Origin of the sequence: Sphingobacterium bovisgrunnientis (assembly GCF_009829085.1) — a bacterium.
Taxonomy (GTDB): domain Bacteria; phylum Bacteroidota; class Bacteroidia; order Sphingobacteriales; family Sphingobacteriaceae; genus Sphingobacterium; species Sphingobacterium bovisgrunnientis.
This window is the reverse complement of the sequence record NZ_WUQY01000007.1, coordinates 1-21,604: the sequence shown is the minus strand read 5'-3', so window position 1 is coordinate 21,604 and position 21,604 is coordinate 1. Positions and strand designations below refer to the sequence as shown.

The window sequence follows — 21,604 nt, the reverse complement described above, 5'->3', positions numbered from 1 at the left end:
TTATAAACTGTTAGTTATATAGACGGTATATATTCGCTACCTATACATTTCATTTATACTGTTTTCAAATTTACTATGCACAAAAAAAGAACTATAATCGTTTCAAACAGATTACCCGTACGAATTGAAAGAAGCAATGGGGAGCTTCTTGTTATTCCAAGTGAGGGTGGTCTGGCTACAGGTCTCGGCTCTATTTACAAAGAAGATGGAAATATATGGATAGGCTGGCCGGGTTTTGTACCTGAAAACGAACTTGAGAAAATTGATGTTACCGAAAAATTAAAATCCCTCAACTTAATTCCTGTTTTCTTAACAGAATGCGAGTTAGAAGGCTACTATGAAGGCTTCTCCAATGAAGTCCTTTGGCCAATATTTCATTACCATCCCTCCTACGCAGTGTACGATGAATGGTATTGGAACACCTACGAGTCTGTGAATAAAAAATTTGCTACTATCGTAATGGAACAAGATATAGCAGATCTGGATGAGGTGTGGGTACACGATTATCAATTAATGCTTTTGCCTAAATTGATAAGAGCATATAATAGTCGTATTTCTATTGGCTATTTTCAACATATCCCTTTTCCACCAGATGAGTTATTCCGTGGAATTCCTTGGCGTGATGAACTCTTGAAAGGCTTATTGGGTGCAGATCTAATCGCATTCCACACGTACAATGATACACAGCATTTCTTGAATGCTTGTACACATATCTTGGGAATACCCATTCAAAACAATTGTTTACGTAGTGGCGGAAGAAGTGTGTACGTCGAAGTATTTCCGATGGGGATTGACTACGATAAATTCAACAATATGGCGCAATCGCCAGAGATTCAAGAACGAGCTCAAGAAATACGTACATATTACAATAATAGAAAATTTATTCTAAGCATTGACCGCTTGGACTATAGCAAAGGAATTATTGAGCGCTTACGTGCATTTGAAGCGCTGCTCAAGACATATCCCGAATTTCAGAATGAAGTAATCTTGTATATGCTGGTAGTGCCGTCACGCGATACCGTACCAAAGTACAAAGAGCTTCATGATGAAATTAACCGCATGGTGGGGCAAATTAATGCTGTTTACGGCAATAACGAATGGACACCTATCAGCTATTTTTATAATTCTTACGATTTTAAAGAGTTGTCCGCGCTGTATGTTGCATCGGATATTTGTTTGGTGACTTCGCTTCGCGATGGCATGAACTTAGTATGTAAGGAGTTTATTGCCAGCAAGGAAGTCAACAATGGGGTCTTAATATTGAGTGAAATGGCTGGCGCAAGCAAAGAGCTTATCGGCCCCATTCTAGTTAACCCGCACTCAACACAACAAATTTGTGAAGCCCTTCGTACAGCGATAAATATGCCCGAAGAGGAACAACGGAAGCGTTTGGATGACAGTCTAGAAATTGTAAAGAAATTCAATATTAGACACTGGGTTCGCTTATTCTTCAAAAGATTAAAAGAAATTAAATCTATTCAACAGGAAGAACGTGCGAGAAGAATTAACCCTGAGATTTTACAGAATTTCTTGTCAAAATATAGCGAAAGTAAAAAGTGTCTATTCTTCTTAGATTACGACGGCACATTGATTGGCTTCAACAATAATGCAAGCGAAGCTACACCGACAAATGATTTATACGAAGTATTGGAAGATTTGCAGTCCAATCCCCATAATCAAATTGTGATCATCAGTGGTAGACCACATGACACTTTATCGGATTGGTTCGCAGATAAACAGTACTATTTAGTAGCAGAACATGGAGCTTGGAGTAATTATCCCGAGTTTGTTTGGCATACCAAAACCCACATTTCCACACGTTGGAAATACCCAATCAAACACGTGATGACCAAATTCACAAACATGACGGCGGGCTCTGTAGTCGAAGAAAAGAACTATTCGTTAGCTTGGCACTACCGTAAAGTACAAAGCGGACTGGGTAACCTAAGGGCACAGGAGCTTGTAGATCATTTACGCTATTTGTTACCACATCACGGTCTGCAATTGTTAATGGGTAACAAAGTAATTGAAGTTAAAAATAGTGAACTCAACAAAGGTAGAGCAGCGATGGAAATCGTTAATGATTTCAAACCTGACTTTATATTCGCCATTGGCGATGACGCTACGGATGAGGATATGTTCCTAGAGCTACCTGCTGATTCCATCACTGTCAAGGTTGGTAGTCGCAAGTCTGCCGCTCGATATTATATTGAAACACAAGAAGAAGTATTAAAACTCATTAAAAAGTTCGCGCAACCTACTTATCAATCTGTTTAATATTTCTTCACCTAAAAAATTAGCATGTTAGATACAAAACACATTTATAACAGTGGAATAATTGGAAATTGTGCATTTATTGCACATGTAAACAAAGACACAAATATAAGTTGGTTGTGTTGGCCTACTTTTCAAGACTCCTTTGTATTCGGAGGTTTGTTAGACGAAGATAAAGGAGGAAAATTTGATATAAAACCTGTAGATGAGGATTACGAATCCAAACAATATTACATCGAAAATACCAATATCCTCTGTACAGAAATTACCACTAAAGAAGGATCCTACAGAATTACGGACTTTGCGCCACGCTTCGAACAGTATGAGCGTTATTTTAAACCACTAACACTGATCCGTAAGGTGGAACCATTAAAAGGAAGACCCCGTATTCGTGTGCGCTGTGAACCAGTCTATCAATATGGAAAAACAACATTCCATGTAAACAGAGGAAGCAATCACATCCAATTCGAACAAGGAGATATAAAACTACGTCTAGCGACAGATATGCCTATCAATCATTTTTTTGATGATATACCTCATGTCTTAGATCGCCCCATACATATGATTTTGACGTTTGGGAGTCCTTTTGAGGCACCGATTGAGCGTACCTGCGAGGACTTCTTACGTCGTACTATTGTTTATTGGCAGAAATGGGTGAAGAATGCTTCTATCCCATCCTTCTATCAAAAGCAGGTTGTTCGTTCTGCTCTGGCGCTGAAACTACATCAATTTGAAGATACAGGAGCTATTATTGCAGCCAGCACTACCAGCCTTCCTGAGTTTCCGGGGTCGGGACGTAATTGGGATTATCGCTTTTGTTGGTTACGTGATAGTTTTTATGTTTTGACAGCACTGAGTCATGTTGGTCATTTTGAAGAAATGGAAAAATACGCTTCCTACATTGCTAACATCACACAGACAGATACAGGACGATTACAACCTTTGTACGGCATTCTGGGTAAAACTAAGTTAGAGGAATTTCACTTAGATCATTTAGCGGGTTATCTGGGAAACACCCCTATTCGTATTGGTAACCAGGCCTACGAACATGTGCAGAATGACGTATACGGTCAAGCACTGATTGCGTTATTACCGCTCTTTACGGATCAACGATTCAAATACCAAAATAAATTGGTAGCAGAAGAATGGACAAATTTTATTCTTACCAAAATTGAAAACACAATAGATGAAACCGATGCAGGTATATGGGAATTTCGGAACTTCCAACAAAGACATTGTTACTCGAATTTGTTTCAATGGGCTGGCGCAACCGCAGCTTTAAAAATAGCGCGTCAAAACGGCTTTAAAGAAATAGAACAACGTGCTTTAGTTTTGCAAGAAAAAGCAGCGACATATATTGAGGCTTGTTATGATGAAGAGCGTGGAGTATATACAAATTCAACAGACTCTTCTAATCTGGATGCTTCGACTTTGCAGTTGATTATGATGGGTTATTTAGATCCTAACTCGGATAAAGCGAAGAAGCATTTAGCCGTCTTAGAAGACGAACTCAAAGGTAATCACGGTCTATTTTATCGCTACCTGCATAAAGATGATTTTGGAAAACCAAAGTCTACTTTTTTAGTTTGCGCCTTTTGGTATGTGGAAGCTTTAGCTTGTGTTGGCCGCGTAGAAGAAGCACAATCTGTTTTTAAGCAATTGTTGTCCTTCGGTAATCATTTGATGTTATTCAGTGAAGACATCAACGAAGAAGACGGCAGTCAATGGGGTAATTTCCCCCAAGCTTACAGTCATGTAGGACTAATGAATGCTGCTTACCGCATCGCTATTAAATTGGATAAACCTACATTTTTCGAAAATGCCGAAATGAATAATTTTATCTCCGAACAAAATTAATCTTTTTAATATTTCACTTACACAATCTGCCTTAATGTGCTATAATGCATATTAAGGCTTTTGTATTTATTATAAATACCCTAAACGATTCTCGAACATATTCATAAACTATCTATAGTATAACTTGTTCATACTTATAAGGAATGAAGATATGATAACAAGCTAAATTTACCTATGGATAAAAACTATATGACGCTGAATACAATACAGTTATGTGAAGATTTAAAAAGCAGCAATTATGTAGAATTACTTAACCAACCTTATACTGACTATTTCTTGCAACTCTTGTATTGCAACAATGAATTGCTTTTAAAAGTACATCTCCCAAACAAACATATTCTAATCCAACGTCTTTATCAAGGCGCATTACCTAACGATATAAAATCAATACATTTTAATTCTAAATCAGATAAAAAGGTTGAATTAGTGTTTCCTGTCGTAGTAGGTACTATTAATATAATATTATCCGTCGATCTATCTCAGGAAGAATCCATAATACTAAATACAAGCACTTATCTTGACTGTAAAAAGCAACATATTCATCAGCAAGAAGATCGTGAAGTATTATTATTAACAAATGATTATGATTTACCCAAAACTCCTACACAACACATCGAACAAATAGAAGGACGAAGTGGGCATTGCTTTGTTGATTTCGGAAAGAAAACTTCAGGTTGTCTACTCTATCTTCAAGACCTAGGAGCAGTCCAACAAATAGCGGAATACACACAAGTATCTTATTTGGACACCGTAAAGATAGAATGGCCTCAGCTTGGTTTTAAATTCCCACGTGCGAAATTGCCATTACCTCCAGGGGAAAGCTATTGCATCCAACAAACTTTTGTAAGTTACTCTAATCAAAAACCGCAAAATGCACGGCACGCATCCAATCTTTATATTCGTCTACTCTATCACATCTATCCTAGTCTACAGAAACCTAAAAAGAAGGTCGTAGATATACTAGAGAATGCGACTAAAACACTGCAGGATCTTTCCGAACATAAAGGCTGTTGGAAACAAGTGCAAGATGCAGCCTATCTCAATGCTTATGTTAATAGCTATGAGACTCCGCCCGAAAGTATGGTGCAAATGGCTGTGTTAAGACCACTGTTTGAATACCATCAGCAATTCGGCACTCCGCTCTCTGAGCAAATCATCCGAGAGTTTACAATAAATATAGCTCGCTTTTACGACGAAGAGTTAGGTGTTATCCACCGTTGGCTACCTGCCGATTCTTATTTACTCGATTTTGATGAGGAGCAAAAACGGTCTTTTATCATGGACAGTTGGTACTTACTCTATCCGTTGCTACAGTTAGCTTTCTTATTTGAACAAGGTTTTAAGGATAATATACTCGAAGAACAATTTCAAAAGTCTCTATTGTATATCCGAAGAGCAGCCAAAGCCTTTGATTACGATTGGCCAATTTTCTTCAACATCTACACCTTAGAAGTATTAAAGGACGAAGGAAATCACGACGTATTTGGAGAAGTGGATACCGCTGGGCTATACATTCAGATCATGCTCAAGAGCTATAAACTATACAACAAGGATGTGTATTTAACCGAAGCCAAACGTGCAGCCAATCAACTCAAATCTGTAGATTTAGATTCATTATACCAATCCAATAATGCAGCTTATACCGCAGAAGCTTTATTGGAATTATATGTCATGACATCCAACAAAAAGTATTTGGAAATAGCTGAAGTATTTCTGGGTAATATTATACGCAATTGTGCGATTTGGGATATGAAGTATGGCAATGCCAAAGAAAGGGAAACTTTTTTTGCACTATTTCCTTTACGAAAAACACTGTATACCGCACCATTCGAAGAACACGAGACAGTAGCGATATTCAACCGAATAGTTCACCTTATACATCAAAAGAAAATATCCATTTCGCCATACCTACGATTTTTCATGAGCGAATACATACAGTACGCATTACACCGACTTCCTTATTATTTCCCACCATTTCTTCCCACAGACATATTCGCGGACAAAGCCAAGACGGGCTATGTAAATCCTACTATTAATATTCCAATTGAAGACCTGGGGGATGGATGGGAAGCAATGGGGCAAGTCGGACAAGAAGTATATGGAGCCGCACTTTTTCTCAACCTTTGTATTCATCACGTTGTTAAACTAGATGAGGATACCTATGTCGTTTCTTCGCTTCCCTTGATACAGAACGGGAATAAACAAAAGCAAATACAAATACTGGGCGCTACAAGTCAAGAAGGCATTTTATGGATTAAAACAAATTCGATACAAGTAGAAATAAATAGGAAAAAACAACCCAACAAAGAGTACCATCAGATTAAAGCAGACGACACACTAAAATTCATACGTAAATAAATCATTATGGAAACTAAAAAAGTATTATTAACAGGCGGAACAGCTGGGATTGGAAGAGCCATAGCGTTATTACTAGCTCAACATGACTACACTATATTTCTTATCGGCAGAAGCGAAGAAAAGTTGGAAGATCTCAAAAAAGATATCGCGGTATTAGGATTAACGCATCGCTTCCACTTCTCACTTACGGATGTGACAAATCTTACAGCATTCGAACAACAAATAAAAGATTGGGATGCTGAATATGGTTCTTTTGATGTATTGGTAAATAACGCAGCTATTGGTTATGACGCTGTAGAAGGAAAATCCATTCAAGACTTACATTATCTATTGAATACCAACTTACTTTCGTACATGTGGCTCTCCGGATTTGTTGGCGAAAAAATGAAACAAAAAGGTATCGAAGGCGAAATGATTCAAATAGGTTCAATGAGTGCGACCACGAAAGATGCAGAAAGCTCTGGCTATGTAGCGACTAAATCCGCAATACGTGGTTTCTCTGAAGCATTACGCAAAGAGCTTAATCCATCTAATATCCGTGTGACTTTAATTGAACCAGGCCTGGTAGGCTCGGATATGCAATCCACTACACCGGACGAAGAACGACAAAAACAAGCAGAAAAGACAATGTTGACAACAGAAGACATAGCCAATGTAGTACTCTTCGTCTTACAGCAACCAAAGCGTGTAGACCTTTGCGAGATTAAAGTAAAACCGCTAAAACAAATTATTTAATATTTTAGTAATTATAACCTACAACTATTTGTCAATTTATTTGTTGTTAAGGTATTAGAACTATTGCACTAATATATTTTGTCAACACCACTATGAAAACGATCATACTATCGACGTATACACCTCAGAAGTGTGGCATTGCCACATTCGCGCATGACTTATACAAAAGCCTTAAAATAGCCAAAACAGACACCGTACACATTGCAGCTATTACGAATTGTGATGCCGTCAGCTTCCCCGAAGAGGTCGTATATAGCATTGAGAAGGATAAATTAAAAAGTTATGTTCAAGCTGCCAATTTTATCAATAGCAGCTATGACGTGTGTATTATACAGCACGAGTATGGTATTTTTGGTGGAGAAAGTGGCGATTATATTCTGACTTTGTGCAAATTATTACATATTCCCATCATTACTAATTTTCATACTATACTACCAAAACCTTCTGAAAAAGAGCGAATCGTCTTACAAGAAATTGGGCAAATAAGTAGTATGGTTACAGTGATGACCAATTGGGCGGTGAATATGTTGCATTCGATTTACAAGATCCCATTTCGTAAGATTGAAATGATTCCTCATGGTGTACCAGTTTTCGATTACAAACACGATTCCGCTAAAGAAAAGCTTGGTTTGACTGGTAAGAAAGTATTATTAAGTTTTGGTTTCTTGGGGCGTGGCAAAGGCTTTGAGACAGCTATTGAAGCGGTTAAGGATGTTGAGGATAAAGACTTTAAATATCTCATCCTCGGTATCACCCATCCTAATGTAATCAAAGAAGAAGGTGAAGCCTATAGAAATCAGCTCATAAAGCGATGCCAGGAATTAGGCATCTCGGATAAAGTGCAATTCATCAATGAATTTGCAACCAATGAGCAGCTAGCCGAATATTTAACAGCCTGTGATATGTATGTCACACCTTACCCAAATGAAAATCAAATCAGCAGTGGTACACTCTCCTTTGCATTGGGTGCAGGAGCAGCAGTTATTTCTACCCCCTACCTGTATGCGAAAGATCTTTTGGCAGAGGAAAGAGGATTATTATTTGACTTCTGCGATGCCAAGCAACTTGCTAAAATTATCAATGAACTGGTACAAAATCCATTGACGCTAGCAAAATACAGAACTAATGCACGTGAGCATGGTGAAAAAATGCAGTGGCCAAATGTAGGAAACCGTTATTCCAAATTGATTGCAACAACATATACCAATAGTAGAAAATTATTCAAACGTGCTTAATCTATTCTTATGATATTAACTTCGCATCAACGTACATTTCAGCACTATCAAGAAATTCCATTTTATGCGCACGATACACAGATAGACTTAGCGCATATCCGACGCCTGACTAATCCAGTAGGTATCGCACAACACGCCAAATTTGCTACGCCCGATTATAATCACGGCTATTGTTTAGATGACAATTCGCGTGCGCTAATGCTAGCAGGACTTTCTAATCGTGTGTATCCACATTCTTGCGACAAATTGATTGATACCTATCTAGCCTTTATTCATTATATGCAACGTGACAATGGCCAGTTTGGGAATTTCTTAGCATTTGATCATCAATTCTTAGATAAATATGGCACTCAAGATGCTTTTGGACGCACAATATGGGCTCTAGGTAGCCTTATGTATAATGACGATCGTAAGCATGTACAACAATTGTTAAAGGAAATAATAGACAAGGCATACACGCACATCTCCGACATAAAATCTATACGAGCTGCCGCTTACGCGTTGTGTGGATTGGTTTATATGTTTCACTCCAAACAATACAAAAAGGATTTAATCCAAGAGATTTACCTCTTAGCGGATTTCATCAGTAATGAATACGAGAAATCAGCTACGGACGAATGGCTATGGTATGAGGAAATTATTAGTTATGATAATGCCATAATCCCATACAGCTTGATGCTTACAAAAGGCATATTGTTTGAAGAGAAGTACCTCATGTATAGTCTGGATAGCGCTGCTTTCTTAGATGAAATTATATTCAAAAATGATAAATTAGAGTTGATTGGTAATGCAGGTTGGTATAAAAAGAACGGTTCAAAATCTTGTGTCGGGGAACAACCTATCGAGATACCATCCCTAATACTGATGTACCATAAACTAGCAGAAATAAACAATGCTCCAAAATTTTATGGTAAAGCCAAAGATTGCTTCAATTGGTTTTATGGTAATAACAGATTGAATGCAGTAATCTTTGATGCCACCACTAAAGGTTGTCGCGATGGTATAGATAAGGATGCAGTGAATCAAAATCAAGGAGCTGAAAGCACCATTAGTTATTGGTTAGCGCATACTTATATTCATTACGAGATCTATTAAAAATCAGGAATACGAATAATAAAAAGACTCATTCTCTCTTTATATATAAAGGCGATAAAACTTGGTTTTTTAACGCCTTTTTTTATTTAATTTAAATATATGTCATTGTATTTTCCTTATATAGATCAATTATAATACTATAAATCTTCTCCATTAGAAAATGTATCACTTTAAACTTCATAATTTAGTAATAACTTTCTAAAGTGACATTAAATTTTATAATATCAAAGACTACATCAATACTTCGATTTATTAAAATCATAAGTAGAGCCGTAAAAATCGGATACAAGAATTTGACCGAAATTGAACACTTTCACATATTTTGTTTGGGTCTTATTCGGGTGTCCTTCGGAAAAAGGGACTTTTTTCCAAACAAGTACCGAAGGAAACCCCATAAGGTATAAAGTATCATATATGTTTAGTCAGCAATCTATTGGTCCAATGGGAAAATTGTAAAGCTATTCCTGATTCATTCTTTATCGTATTAATTGGGATTCAATACCTAATTATAGTGTAAAGAAACTACTCAATCTATTATTTTAAACATATTACTGAATTCAATCTTACATTAATTAATCGTGACATAAGTAAGAGAATCTTCCGATATTTCGGTAACGAATATTACATATAAACAAAAAGATTAGACTAATAAAAGCCTAATCTTCTAGTTGTAGATATAGATGTGATTATAGGTAGAAAAAACTATTCATCTGAAGAATAAAAGCATACATCTTCATCATTGTAGGTATTACGAAAACACACAGATAGACGATCTTTCATTCCATGCAATAATTCATAACAGGGATTATTCTCATATTCGCGCTGAATTGATTTTAACAAATACAAGACCTCATCCTGATCTTCGCATTCCTGATACACTACTTCATTGAATGTAAGATCAAACTTTCCCTTAGTACTTTTTATAATCTTAAATCTGTGTATGGTATCTAAATACATTACTGCCATATGCTGCTATTTATTACTAAAAATTCGTCTTACTGCCCAAACGGCAGCGAGTGTACCTAGGGCATAAAATGCTGTCTTTTTAAACAAAGTAGCCTTATCATATTTCCACAATGCTCGTCCTCCCATCTCGACGAAAAGATTGGGTATATGTCCATTCTTTACATCTTTCACCAACTCTTCTACTACATTGATCCGATCAGCCAATAGAAGTGGCAACCAATGACGGTACCGCGATTCGCTATGTTGAAAAGCATACCTACGTAGCTGACCGCTCAGCCCTGATGGAGGCACAGTCTCGCCGAAGACCGCACTGTAGTGTGGACGCTCAATGGATTGTAATATCTCGACACGTGCTATTTGCTGTTCAGGCCGAGAAGGTACTTTCGTATTCTTGCGGTTGCGCATCGGATAAGTTGGGTCATTTTCTACATTCTCGTCTATAGCCCAACTATCTTTTATAGGGGTATCTGTTGTTACTACATTCATAGTCTTTAAGTTTTAAGAGTTATACAATGATTACAGGCTTAATACATTCATCTAATTTTGAAGAAAATATTCGGTACGCATCTGAAATTTCTTCCAGTGAAAAGCGATGTGTAATTATATCTTTTGGGCTCAATACGCCTGATTGTACATGCTCAATTAAACGAGGTAATAAGCGTTTGACAGATGTCTGATTGGCACGAATTGTAATCCCTTTATTCACCACATTGCCGATTGGAACCAAATTGTCTGTAGGACCATAAACACCCACAATAGAAACGATTCCACCCTTTTTAACGGAATTCACTGCCCAATGTAATGCTGTAGCAGCTCCTGCTTGCAACAGTAGTTTCTTACCTGTAATAGTTTGCATGGCATTTCCGCATGCATCCGAACCTACGGCATCGATACATACATCGGCACCCAGCCAATTCGTAATATGCTTGATAAATAAAACAGGATCTTCAATGGATCTAAAATTATAAACTTCGCAATTGGCGTATTTCTTTACAAAATCAAGCCTATATTCCAAATGGTCAATAACAATTACACGTTCAGCGCCGAAAAGCCATGCACATTTAGCAGCCATAATACCTATTGGCCCTGCACCGAATACAACTACAGTATCTCCCTTTTGTATTCCACCCATTTCTGCTGCTTGATAACCCGTCGGGAGTACATCGGTCAATAGAAGTGCGTCTTCCTCGTCCATACCCTCTGGAATAACGGTGGGACCTACATCTGCATAGGGGACACGCACAAACTCCGCTTGTCCGCCATCATAGCCGCCTGCAATATGCGAATAACCAAATATACCACCTGCTGCTGTAGCCATCGTATTGGATTCATGGCAGTTGGCAAATAAGCCTTGCACACAAAAAACACATTCACCACATGCTATATTGAATGGCACCAATACTTTGTCACCAACTTTTAAGTTAGTCACGCCACTACCGAGTTCACGCACAATACCTATGAACTCATGTCCAAATGTACTTCCCACACGTGTATCTGGAACCATACCGTGGTATAAGTGTAAGTCTGATCCACATATACAAGCTCTTGTCACCTGTACAATTGCATCTCTCGGGTGTAAAATTTCGGGCATTGGTTTCTCATCGACTCGAATGCGAAAAGGCCCTCTATAGTTCATTGCTTTCATAGGCAGAGTTTTTAATTACTAGTGTGTATGATTACCGATTGAACCAGCCGATACCCTTACATGTTGACACGTTTTACAAAAGGCGTATTAATTAAGTATGTTATCCGTATTTATACGATTAGGTAATTATTACCTGTTATCCTATTTCATTTCAACGATTATCCACAGGAAGTGTTAGCTATTTATTCATTGTAAACTAAATACTTAAGCATATGAGCAAGATTCCAGAACAGGTAGTAGGTAAATCCTTAGATTATTCGAGAGAATTAACTTTGCCGAATGAAACAATGGCCTATAATCGCTATAGAGAAATCGTCAAAAAACTTATTGATGTAAATGCTTGGCAAAAAATCGCTGTGGGATTATCTGCAGAATTTGTTATAGTTAATGAGAAAAAAGAAGTACAAATGCGTAGGGTAAAGAAAAATGACTTTATACGAATTGATATCCCTGGGCCTGGCAGTCCCTCGGCTGGTGGATATGATTATGTAAAAGTGACCTCGCTTGATCAATACGATCATCAAAACAAAAGGAAAACATTTCTCTCCCTACAACCAAGTCCTGACCCCAGCACACTGGGGGATGATGCAGCACATTTTTTCAAGAAATATACATCTTCCAATATTGTGATCAAGCAAGAAGGAAATAGCGTAAGCTTACATTATGCGGGTAGAAATGAAGTCATAAATACAGAAACAGAAAATGTACTAGATAACATACGTAATTTCTTGGTGGGCTTAGGCGCGAAACTTGGGGCTTCTTACCCCCAATGGAAAGCATTGATTGATGGTTTAGCAAAGTAAAATATTAAGCTTACGGATTATAGAATAGCAATTGTTTATACGTATGCCACTCAATCCGACTATATTTATTTACAACAAGTTTAATGATCCAATACATAAATGAAGCCCCTGAATAGCATCAGGGGCTTGTTGTTCCCTATGAACTATTGGAACTATAAAAACACAGACACATTTTATTATCCTTCTGGGTTTCGTGGATTTGGACCAGCTTTATCTTCCATATCCTTCAAGGTTTTTTCCTTAAACTCTTCAAAGGCATCCGCTAATTTTTGCAATTCAGGATCTAAGCCTGGCGCAAATTCTTCTGGTCGTTCCGGTGCTATTGGATTAGGGAAGGACTCCCGCGGTTCAGCCATCGTCACCAGTTCAGTCCCATCATTAGACGGAGATGAACCTTGGAATATTTGGTCCATCATCGACCCATCTAAACGGAATGTGTATTGCTCACGATGTATGCCTTGATCCATTAGTTTACGTACTTCAGGGAATTGTGAAGCATCAAATTTGGGTACAGGCAACACTTTAGCCCAATTGACACCCAGTGTTTCTAGCGCTTTAGCAAAAGCCATTTGATGTGCTTCATCACGCACTATTAAGAAAGAAATAGTGGATCGCAAAGTTTTATTGCTGGACATTTGATAGATACGGGATTTTTGAAGACGACCAGTAGCTTCTAGCACTAGATTGTCCATAAGATCAAGTACCAAGTTCCCGTGATTGTGTACATAAGAGCCACTCCACGGGTTTCCAGCGGCATCAACAGGCAACGCGCCTTGTGCACCCATAATGAAATGATGTGGGTTTTGTTGCTCTTTAGCCATCTCCATCGATGGAACACCTCCTGCACTTGGCGTGTCAAACTTGTCACCATAATAACCTGGCGCTCCATCCAATAATTTGGAAATGGTTTTGGTTACTAATTCTACGTGGCTGATTTCCTCTAGTCCGATACCTTGAATTAAATCAAGATATGGAATACCATTTCCACGGAAATTGAAGCTTTGAAAAAGAAACTGCATCATGGTACGCATTTCTCCAAATTGTCCACCCAATCCTTCTTGTAGTGCATTGGCTGCTGATGGATCCGGCTGATCATCCACTATAGGATGAATAAGATTTTTTACATGGTAGAACATAAGCATTGATTTTTTAGTGTGAATAATTTATGCTTTGTACTACTCGAACATTTGCTTTACAGCATCGTTGTCAATTTCTGAAATACAAGTGTTTGCAGTAATTTAATGCGTATTAACCCTGTAGTATGAAACAAAAAAAACCTACTTATCAAAGTAGGCTTCTTTCTCTTTCTGTAAGTAAAATATTCTTTCCTATAACTAACTGAAAAAATATTATTATGCTGTTGTATTTAGATTAATTCATTGGGGTCGGTGGTATAAGCGAATCTGTAGATAATGTATCTCTTCCGATTGTATCGTGGATACTCTGTCCATCATCATACATCGTATTGGTCGAATCAAAAGCATGACCATCTTCTTCTGTATTGTTATTATTAGAATTTGAACAGGCCACTATTCCACTTAGGAACAATGTGGTGACGATAATTAAAAATAGATTTTTCATACGTTGTGTTTTAGTGTTTACTAAATAATTCTTTTCTTACAACTGAACATACAGATAATCAAAACGTTGAGTTAACAAAAAATAACGTAATTCAATCGGGTGAATGGGGATTTTTACGGTGTTGTTGCATTTATACTTGTTTTATAAATATCTTGAACACAATAAATTGAGGGCTGTTAGTTAGTAAACAATATTATTTTTCACACATAAACATTAATATTATGGCACTAACAACTCCAAACGAAGGTCAGACGACCAAACAAATTGAACAACAGACTTCAAAGCTTCCTTCTACAACGTATCTGGCCGTAGCCGTAACAGCAATGGTCGCATCAGCTACATTGAAATGCTTATGTAGAGATAAGGATGCACTATTTATTGGCCAATGGGTAGCGCCATTTTTGTTATTCGGCATTTATAATAAAATCGTGAAAACTGAAGGACACGATTAATTCGATTTATTAAAGGTAACTAAATGAATATCGCCATCAACAATTAATGTGATGGCGATTTCTTTAAATAGTTAGTTGACCATATGATGTTGTACAGCAAACTTTATAAGTTCTGCTGAATTTTTGACTTTTACTTTGGTGATTAGACTTTGCCGATGTCCTTCTACAGTTCTTTTGCTTAAGAATAGTTTATCCGCTATTTCCATATTTGTATAGCCTTCACTGATCAATTGTAGGACTTCTATTTCTCGTTCTGAAAGGTCAAGTTCCATATCAACTTCTTTTTTCAGTATTACCGATGAAGAAGATGAAGAAAGAATATTTAACATCAACATAGTCAATTCTTCACACACATATCGTCCCCCGCTTGCCACATGTTTCACTGCGAATATCAATTCGTTGTAGCCCACGTTTTTCACTAAGTAACCTTTAGCGCCACGTCCGAATGCATCAATAACTTGGTCAACGGTATTCAGCATTGATAATAATATTACCTTAATATTTGGATACTTTTCGGACAAATATGTTGTGACCTCAAGCCCATCCATCAATGGCATGTTGATATCAGATAGTATGACATCAGGTTGTAAACCATCGCTGAGTAAAGACATAAGTTCACTCCCATCTCGCGCCTCACTTATAATTTCTATTTCCCCCGAAGAATCCAATAATAGTTTAATACCATTTCTTACTACCAAATGATCCTCCACTAAAATAACTTTAATCATACAAAGAATTATTAATTAGGCTTGTTTTTCATAGATGACAATTTAACAACAAAAATTTTGCCAAATTCTCTGTTTTACGTGAGGAACAAACTTTTTCAGGGAATTTATACTACCCAAAGTTTGAAAATGTACCTCTTGCTAAATAAACAACTCTCTAACAACACAATAAAGGGCAACTATTAACTACAAGTAAAATTTAAATTTCAAAAAATGGTATAAATATACAATCCCAGGTACTAATACGGTATTTTTGAGTAACTTAACACAGTGAAAAAAATAATATTTTAACATAAACAACAAAAGTTCTTAATAAAATAATTACAAAAACAATAAATTACCTCTTCGAACACTAAAAGACTACAAAGCCTATATTTTTATACTTAAGAAGTAAAATTTCACCCTAAGTTAATTTCCATTGAGATTTCGTAGATGTATTGAATTATAATATCTTTATGTATTGCATCACCTAATACACAGCTTTGGACACTATAAGAATTCAGAAATTCGGGCATTTAATTGTTTTAGATCTTAACCTAAAGATTACGGGCATCTCTCAAAATTTATTTTCTGAATTTGATATTTTACCACAAAATATTTTAAACACTTCTGCAGAAGATCTTTTTAAAAAAATATTTTCCAGCTTAAGCTCTTTTAATAAGGTGAAGAGCGTCATAGAATCCTATTTTGAAGGTAATTCTCCGCGATCAGTAATCACCTGTAAGATAAATAGCAAGCCGTACTACTTAAAAATAAGCAAGCAAGATAACCACATTTATATTGAAGCAGAACGTCAGGTCAAAAAACATATTTCGACAAGTGATCTTAATGAAATAGGTTTTTTATTTGACAGCAACCATCACAAAAACTGGAAGCTTGTATGTAAAGCTATAAACAAGATAATTCAATTTGACAGAGTATTCGTTCTACAAGTCCTAGAAACTGGCAATTGTAGTATTATAGCTGAAAACAGTCATATATCCTCAGAGCCTCTTGAAAACAAATACTTTTCGAAGGATTTTCTTCCCGAGGTGCTAATTGAACATTTCAAGCATTCACCGTATCGATTCTTGGCTAATGTCCATGAGCAACCCCAGAATTTCTATACCATTGATCAAAATATAGATTTAAAATCAACCCAACTGATATGCGTTCCTGACCTCACAGCTGAATATTATCAATTCATAGGCATAAAAACAGCACTCTTTTTTCCACTTTACCTAAAAGGGAAATTTTGGGGAATGGTCGTAGCACAAAACATTAAGGAAAAGCATGTAGACTTACAGACCAGAAAGATATGCACCTTTATTGTGCAAAATGCAATGAGTAAGTACGAAATGTTCATTCAACAAGGTTTGATTGACATAAATATGCAAGTTCAACAATTTCAGGATTCATTGATCAAGCGATTGTCTTTTCATAAAACTATAAACTGTGCATTGGTAGAAAGTATGGATAACTTACGCTGGATGCTAAGGGCGGATGGGATCGCTATCTACAATGAAGGAGATCTTTTCCTCAAAGGCGAGACACCCACTACCGAAACCTGTTTTGAAATCATCAATTACTTGCAGCAAAACAGTGATTTAACAGTATTTATTGATCATAACTTTAAGAAAAACCATAAAGATAATTTTAAGAAATCATTGCCATTTGCGGGCTTACTTGCTTACAACGTAGACATCAACAAGGATTATTACATCATTTGGTTTCGAAATGAAACAATTTCAACAGAAACAAAGATGACGATAAGTGAAAAAAGCCCCTATACTTTTGATGTCTATGAAGAGACCATTTACGAAACGGCCATTCCTTGGAATGACGAAGAACTGAATCTCTTAGATGGATTAAAAAACACGCTTAATCATTCGATGATGCAAAAGCTCATCGAAAATAAAGATTTAGCCAAGACTCTTTCACAACTCAACAATGAGTTGGAAATGTTTACCTATACCCTATCTCACGATTTAAAAAATCCTTTATCTGTATTGAAGATGGGTATTGATTTTCTTAAATCAAAAAATGGGAACATCAACGAAAACCAAAAAGAGAAATGGTTTAGTACCATCACTATGGGTTTACAAAATATTCAGGATATCATTGATAACATCGTCAATCTTTCTAAGGATAAAATCAATAAAATAACTAAAGATACTATACCGCTACAATACATGCTTCGTAAAATAGTGGAAGAAACGGAGCTGGCTTATGAAGATGATAAATGTGAGGTAACATTTGGTAAGCTCCTTCCTGTATGGGGTGAGAAAAGTGCGGTATATCAGATATTCACTAATGTACTTAGTAATGCTATAAAATACAGCCAACAATTGGACAAACCCAAAATACATGTCTCGAGCAGCATAGTAGATAATTACGTCTGTTATGAAGTCAGAGACAATGGTATTGGAATTCCAGAAGAAGATCTGAGTCATATATTTGAAATGTTTGGTCGCGCTATGAATACCGACAACTACAAAGGAAGTGGTATTGGTTTGTCTCTGGTGAAACGTATTATCGAAAGACTCGAGGGTGAAATTCAAGTAAGCTCTGTGGTGGATGTAGGAACTACCGTAATAATGAAATTTCCTATGGTAATGGATTTCCCTAAAGTTATTTTGGATACTTCAGAAACATCATAATATACTAACGGCGTCTTAAAGAAATTAAGACACCGTTGGCTATCAATTTAACCCTAAACGTAATAATATTTGGATAAATTTATTCGAATTCTATTAGCGGTCGATTTAGATTTTAGCTATTATTGAACAGCATATGTTTCATCAAGCATATATTTCATATCGTCCACAAAACACATCATTTGCAAATAAGAATCAAGTGTATACATATGTAAAGAAGCAAGTTCGCGATCTTCCAGTATTTGTAGGTAGAATTTCTTTTGATTATGCAAATTGGTCAATAATTTATCGGCCAAATAATCAGCATATGTAGTACTATCTTGAAAAAGTACTTCTACATCCTCATTGATCTCTTCATAAGTAGCCATTGTCAAATTAAGCTCTTTATTCGTACACAATCCAAGCAATTCAGGCTGACTTTCCGCATAGAAAAGTTTGATTTTCTCACAAATCATATTGGTATTTTCGCAATGCGAGCTATGTAGGATTTTCTCTAATAAAAGTAATCCCTCTGTTCGTTGGTAAATTATTTCCTCCAGTGCTATTGATTCCTTCAGATTTTTCTTAGGGGCACTCGAGCACGATATCAAAAACAAACTTCCTAATAAATAAATAATCAATCTCATACCTGTCAGATTTTATACTAGAATAACATCTTAGAATAGTTAATGTTGTAGGCGATAACCTACATTTTAGCAAAAGCAGTAAAAAAACAAAAGCTTTACACTTTACACCAGGTTTAAGCGCGTATAAGTACGCAGTAAACCCATATTGAATTGCGCTAAATCTCCGTATAGAGGAAGTATCTACTTTTTATCATTTAGTAAATACCTGAATGGCACCAAATCAGAAATATATGCACTGTTTTTGTAAGTACTGTTGCAGCAACTATTAAAAACATACATCTATGAAAGACAAAGCGTTTAACACCCAACTACTAGAGTATCAGCGCATCCTAAAAGGCTTAGCAAAGAAATTCACAAAAGATCAAGAAGCTATTAATGATCTAGTACAAGAGACGTTTATTCGTGCCTTGAAATACATGGATCAATTTTTTGACAATCCACGCGTCGTATCATGGCTTTTTGTAATCATGCGCAATATTTATATAAACCAATACAAACGTCTGAGTTATCAGCAAAACTATGATGACATCAGTATGTATTATTACAACCACAGTTTATCCTCAGAGCCTTATACAGAGGATAGTTCAGATAAGAGAATGATGTTGGGGGACATTTCTAAAATTATCGCAGAACTACCAGTTGCACACGGCGAAATGTTTAATAATTATATCGATGGTTATAAATACAGAGAGCTTTCTGAAATGTACGGTATTCCCGAAGGCACAATCAAATCACGAATACATATCATTCGTAAAACACTTCAAAAAAGGTTAAAAGTAAAATACGCGAGTTAGTAAAAATGGTGTTCCTGTTGAACACCATTTTTGTATTTATTCATTCTTTTCTTTGGGCATATCAGTTGGATCATTGGGCATGTCATTCAGCTGCTCGACTTGAGGGTCCACACCAGCTTCGGCATCACCATCCAATTTAATATCGCGATCAATTTCTTTGTGACCATCTTTTGTTAAGATTTCTTTTTTCTTTTTATGCATATCCCTACCCAGTGGTTTATCTTCATGTATCGTAGCCATATTATGTGATTTATGATGTGTAAAAATTTATTTGTTCTTCGCTTCAGAATTTATGCCACCTAGATGTTAACTAGGGTTTCTTTAAACTGTCTAGACGAAGGGAATCTTGATTTAAAGTATCCACCGTGCCGTATATGAGTTCATCATTGGAATTTAAATTATACCGCTGTTTATCCGCCTCAGTTACTGGTCCTGGCGAATTTTCGTCATTCTCTTGTGATTCATTAGTTGATTGCCCGCAACTCATTAATAAGGACAATAAGAAAATTGATAAAATGCTTAAATTTTTCATATCGTTAATTTTAAAGTTTATGAATTCGTATGCAGTGATTGTAGCCAAGAATACAAATCAGAAAAAATACTATTACAGGTAGCAATGATAATCTGTCCTGCATTTCCTTTGAATTGCTTCTCGACAACATGTTGATTTCCTTTATAGCTAAAAGCATAATAAACACGTCCTATTGGACGGTTTTGCTTGGGATTTGAACTGTCAAACGCAAGTCCTGTTATGCTGAGGTATACATCCGAATATGGCACCAGATTCTGCAGACCGCGCAACATCGCTAAAGTTACCTCTTGTGATTCTGCTGTATGCGTTTCTATCAATGAAGGTAAGACACCTAACAATCTTTCTTTCATTTTGTTATCATAACAAACGACTGAACCTAGATAATAATCTCCGCTACAAACCTCTAAACCGAAAGTACTACTCAAAAAACCTGTAGTCATACTTTCAGCGCATACTAGCTTCAACTTATTATCCGAAAGCCAACTTCCCAAACGAAATAAACTGCGTTCATCTATTATGTTTCTGCTCATATTATCTTTTATGCTTCTTAAGAATTAACGTTTGAAACCCCTAATAGTTGAATATACTTTAGATTTTAAGTTTTAATACGCCATAATTCTCCAGTAACACGTGTTTATTACACCCCATTTAACGTATTATTTCTTAAAACTAATCAACTCATTCATTGGTTCTTAGAGTACATTAACATCTTATTTACTATGAAAGCACAAACAATATCAGCAACGCAAGGACTAGGTCCAATGGTTTGCATTATGATGGAAAGTAATAATCCAGGTACTATAGGAAACACACCTGGAACAATAGATAGTGACGATTCTGATGTAAACGAAACATTGCAAGACGAAGAAAACTTAATTAAACCAGGTCAAACTTTAGACGAGACAATGCCTGCAGGCGAAGAAGAAAATATGCCTGATCCGGAAGAATTCGAAGAAAGACAAGGTGACGAAAATCTTGATGATATCCCAATGGAAGAACCTGTACCCGACCTAGATGAAATAGAGCCTGATGAAGAAATTGATGATTTAGACATCGATCCATCTGAAGAGGAAGACGATATGATTGATGAGGATATTGAAGATGATCAAATCCTCTAACAAAACATTTAACAATCCACAATTAGTCAAATCTATATAGTTAGCGCAGCACTTTTTCGAGTGACTGCGCTATTATTTTCTACACGCATTTAAACATAGAGTAGGAAGGTAATCATTATTTGATTACCTGACCCCTCACACCACCGTACGTGCCGTTCGGCATACGGCGGTT

General features: G+C 36.5%; 21 protein-coding genes. 11 read left to right on the top strand and 10 right to left on the bottom strand.

The features are described 5' to 3' along the window. The first annotated feature begins 75 nt into the window (after positions 1-75). From GOQ16_RS05205 to GOQ16_RS05180, 6 genes are all read left to right on the top strand, one after another. On the top strand, positions 76-2,277 hold the full coding sequence (locus tag GOQ16_RS05205) for a bifunctional alpha,alpha-trehalose-phosphate synthase (UDP-forming)/trehalose-phosphatase (protein WP_160068336.1): 2,202 nt from the start codon (positions 76-78) through the stop codon (positions 2,275-2,277). A gap of 24 nt (positions 2,278-2,301) precedes the next feature. Beyond that, positions 2,302-4,131, top strand: a complete 1,830-nt coding sequence (locus GOQ16_RS05200; RefSeq protein ID WP_160068335.1) for a glycoside hydrolase family 15 protein — start codon at positions 2,302-2,304, stop codon at positions 4,129-4,131. A 174-nt stretch (positions 4,132-4,305) separates the two neighbouring features. Further along, positions 4,306-6,489: a hypothetical protein gene (locus GOQ16_RS05195; RefSeq protein WP_160068334.1), complete on the top strand. Its 2,184-nt coding sequence runs from the start codon at positions 4,306-4,308 to the stop codon at positions 6,487-6,489. 6 nt (positions 6,490-6,495) lie between these two features. Continuing rightward, positions 6,496-7,224, top strand: a complete 729-nt coding sequence (locus GOQ16_RS05190; RefSeq protein WP_160068333.1) for an SDR family oxidoreductase — start codon at positions 6,496-6,498, stop codon at positions 7,222-7,224. Between the two features lie 92 nt (positions 7,225-7,316). Further along, on the top strand, positions 7,317-8,459 hold the full coding sequence (locus GOQ16_RS05185) for a glycosyltransferase family 4 protein (RefSeq protein WP_160068332.1): 1,143 nt from the start codon (positions 7,317-7,319) through the stop codon (positions 8,457-8,459). A 9-nt stretch (positions 8,460-8,468) separates the two neighbouring features. Next, complete coding sequence (locus tag GOQ16_RS05180; protein WP_160068331.1) at positions 8,469-9,554, top strand: hypothetical protein; 1,086 nt, start codon at positions 8,469-8,471, stop codon at positions 9,552-9,554. A 702-nt stretch (positions 9,555-10,256) separates the two neighbouring features. Here GOQ16_RS05180 and GOQ16_RS05175 read toward each other — a convergent pair. The 3 genes from GOQ16_RS05175 to GOQ16_RS05165 are packed head-to-tail and all read right to left on the bottom strand — an operon-like array spanning position 10,257 to position 12,165. Beyond that, positions 10,257-10,520 (bottom strand): hypothetical protein, encoded by a 264-nt coding sequence (locus GOQ16_RS05175; protein ID WP_149915731.1) that lies wholly within the window; start codon positions 10,518-10,520, stop codon positions 10,257-10,259. A gap of 6 nt (positions 10,521-10,526) precedes the next feature. Beyond that, positions 10,527-11,006 (bottom strand): hypothetical protein, encoded by a 480-nt coding sequence (locus GOQ16_RS05170; RefSeq protein ID WP_160068330.1) that lies wholly within the window; start codon positions 11,004-11,006, stop codon positions 10,527-10,529. Between the two features lie 19 nt (positions 11,007-11,025). Then, complete coding sequence (locus tag GOQ16_RS05165; protein ID WP_160068329.1) at positions 11,026-12,165, bottom strand: zinc-dependent alcohol dehydrogenase; 1,140 nt, start codon at positions 12,163-12,165, stop codon at positions 11,026-11,028. A 212-nt stretch (positions 12,166-12,377) separates the two neighbouring features. Between GOQ16_RS05165 and GOQ16_RS05160 the strand changes: the two genes are divergently transcribed. Beyond that, entirely contained in the window at positions 12,378-12,968 is a 591-nt protein-coding gene (locus GOQ16_RS05160) for a hypothetical protein (protein ID WP_160068328.1), read from the top strand. A gap of 176 nt (positions 12,969-13,144) precedes the next feature. On the opposite strand, the gene GOQ16_RS05155 is transcribed toward GOQ16_RS05160, so the two are convergent. Then, entirely contained in the window at positions 13,145-14,104 is a 960-nt protein-coding gene (locus GOQ16_RS05155) for a manganese catalase family protein (protein ID WP_160068327.1), read from the bottom strand. Between the two features lie 235 nt (positions 14,105-14,339). Continuing rightward, entirely contained in the window at positions 14,340-14,549 is a 210-nt protein-coding gene (locus GOQ16_RS05150; protein ID WP_160068326.1) for a hypothetical protein, read from the bottom strand. A gap of 221 nt (positions 14,550-14,770) precedes the next feature. Here GOQ16_RS05150 and GOQ16_RS05145 point away from each other — a divergent pair, with 221 nt between their 5' ends. Continuing rightward, complete coding sequence (locus GOQ16_RS05145) at positions 14,771-15,001, top strand: hypothetical protein (protein WP_149915726.1); 231 nt, start codon at positions 14,771-14,773, stop codon at positions 14,999-15,001. A 71-nt stretch (positions 15,002-15,072) separates the two neighbouring features. Here the strand turns inward: GOQ16_RS05145 and GOQ16_RS05140 are convergent, their stop codons facing one another. Then, entirely contained in the window at positions 15,073-15,729 is a 657-nt protein-coding gene (locus tag GOQ16_RS05140; protein ID WP_160068325.1) for a response regulator transcription factor, read from the bottom strand. Positions 15,730-16,208: 479 nt separating this feature from the next. On the opposite strand from GOQ16_RS05140, the gene GOQ16_RS05135 reads away from it, so the two are divergent. Next, positions 16,209-18,365 carry an ATP-binding protein gene (locus GOQ16_RS05135; protein WP_160068324.1) on the top strand — a complete coding sequence of 719 codons (2,157 nt, stop codon included), beginning with the start codon at positions 16,209-16,211 and terminating at the stop codon, positions 18,363-18,365. A 119-nt stretch (positions 18,366-18,484) separates the two neighbouring features. Here GOQ16_RS05135 and GOQ16_RS05130 read toward each other — a convergent pair whose 3' ends face one another. Beyond that, positions 18,485-18,988: a hypothetical protein gene (locus tag GOQ16_RS05130; protein WP_160068323.1), complete on the bottom strand. Its 504-nt coding sequence runs from the start codon at positions 18,986-18,988 to the stop codon at positions 18,485-18,487. 281 nt (positions 18,989-19,269) lie between these two features. Here GOQ16_RS05130 and GOQ16_RS05125 point away from each other — a divergent pair, with 281 nt between their 5' ends. Then, entirely contained in the window at positions 19,270-19,782 is a 513-nt protein-coding gene (locus GOQ16_RS05125; protein ID WP_149915722.1) for an RNA polymerase sigma factor, read from the top strand. Between the two features lie 36 nt (positions 19,783-19,818). On the opposite strand, the gene GOQ16_RS05120 is transcribed toward GOQ16_RS05125, so the two are convergent. From GOQ16_RS05120 to GOQ16_RS05110, 3 genes are all read right to left on the bottom strand, one after another. Beyond that, on the bottom strand, positions 19,819-20,022 hold the full coding sequence (locus tag GOQ16_RS05120) for a hypothetical protein (protein ID WP_160068322.1): 204 nt from the start codon (positions 20,020-20,022) through the stop codon (positions 19,819-19,821). A gap of 70 nt (positions 20,023-20,092) precedes the next feature. After that, positions 20,093-20,314, bottom strand: coding sequence for a hypothetical protein (locus GOQ16_RS05115; RefSeq protein WP_160068321.1), 222 nt, complete (start codon positions 20,312-20,314; stop codon positions 20,093-20,095). 17 nt (positions 20,315-20,331) lie between these two features. Further along, entirely contained in the window at positions 20,332-20,844 is a 513-nt protein-coding gene (locus tag GOQ16_RS05110) for a CinA family protein (protein WP_160068320.1), read from the bottom strand. 189 nt (positions 20,845-21,033) lie between these two features. Between GOQ16_RS05110 and GOQ16_RS05105 the strand changes: the two genes are divergently transcribed. Further along, positions 21,034-21,432 (top strand): hypothetical protein, encoded by a 399-nt coding sequence (locus GOQ16_RS05105; RefSeq protein WP_160068319.1) that lies wholly within the window; start codon positions 21,034-21,036, stop codon positions 21,430-21,432. Positions 21,433-21,604: the final 172 nt, after the last annotated feature.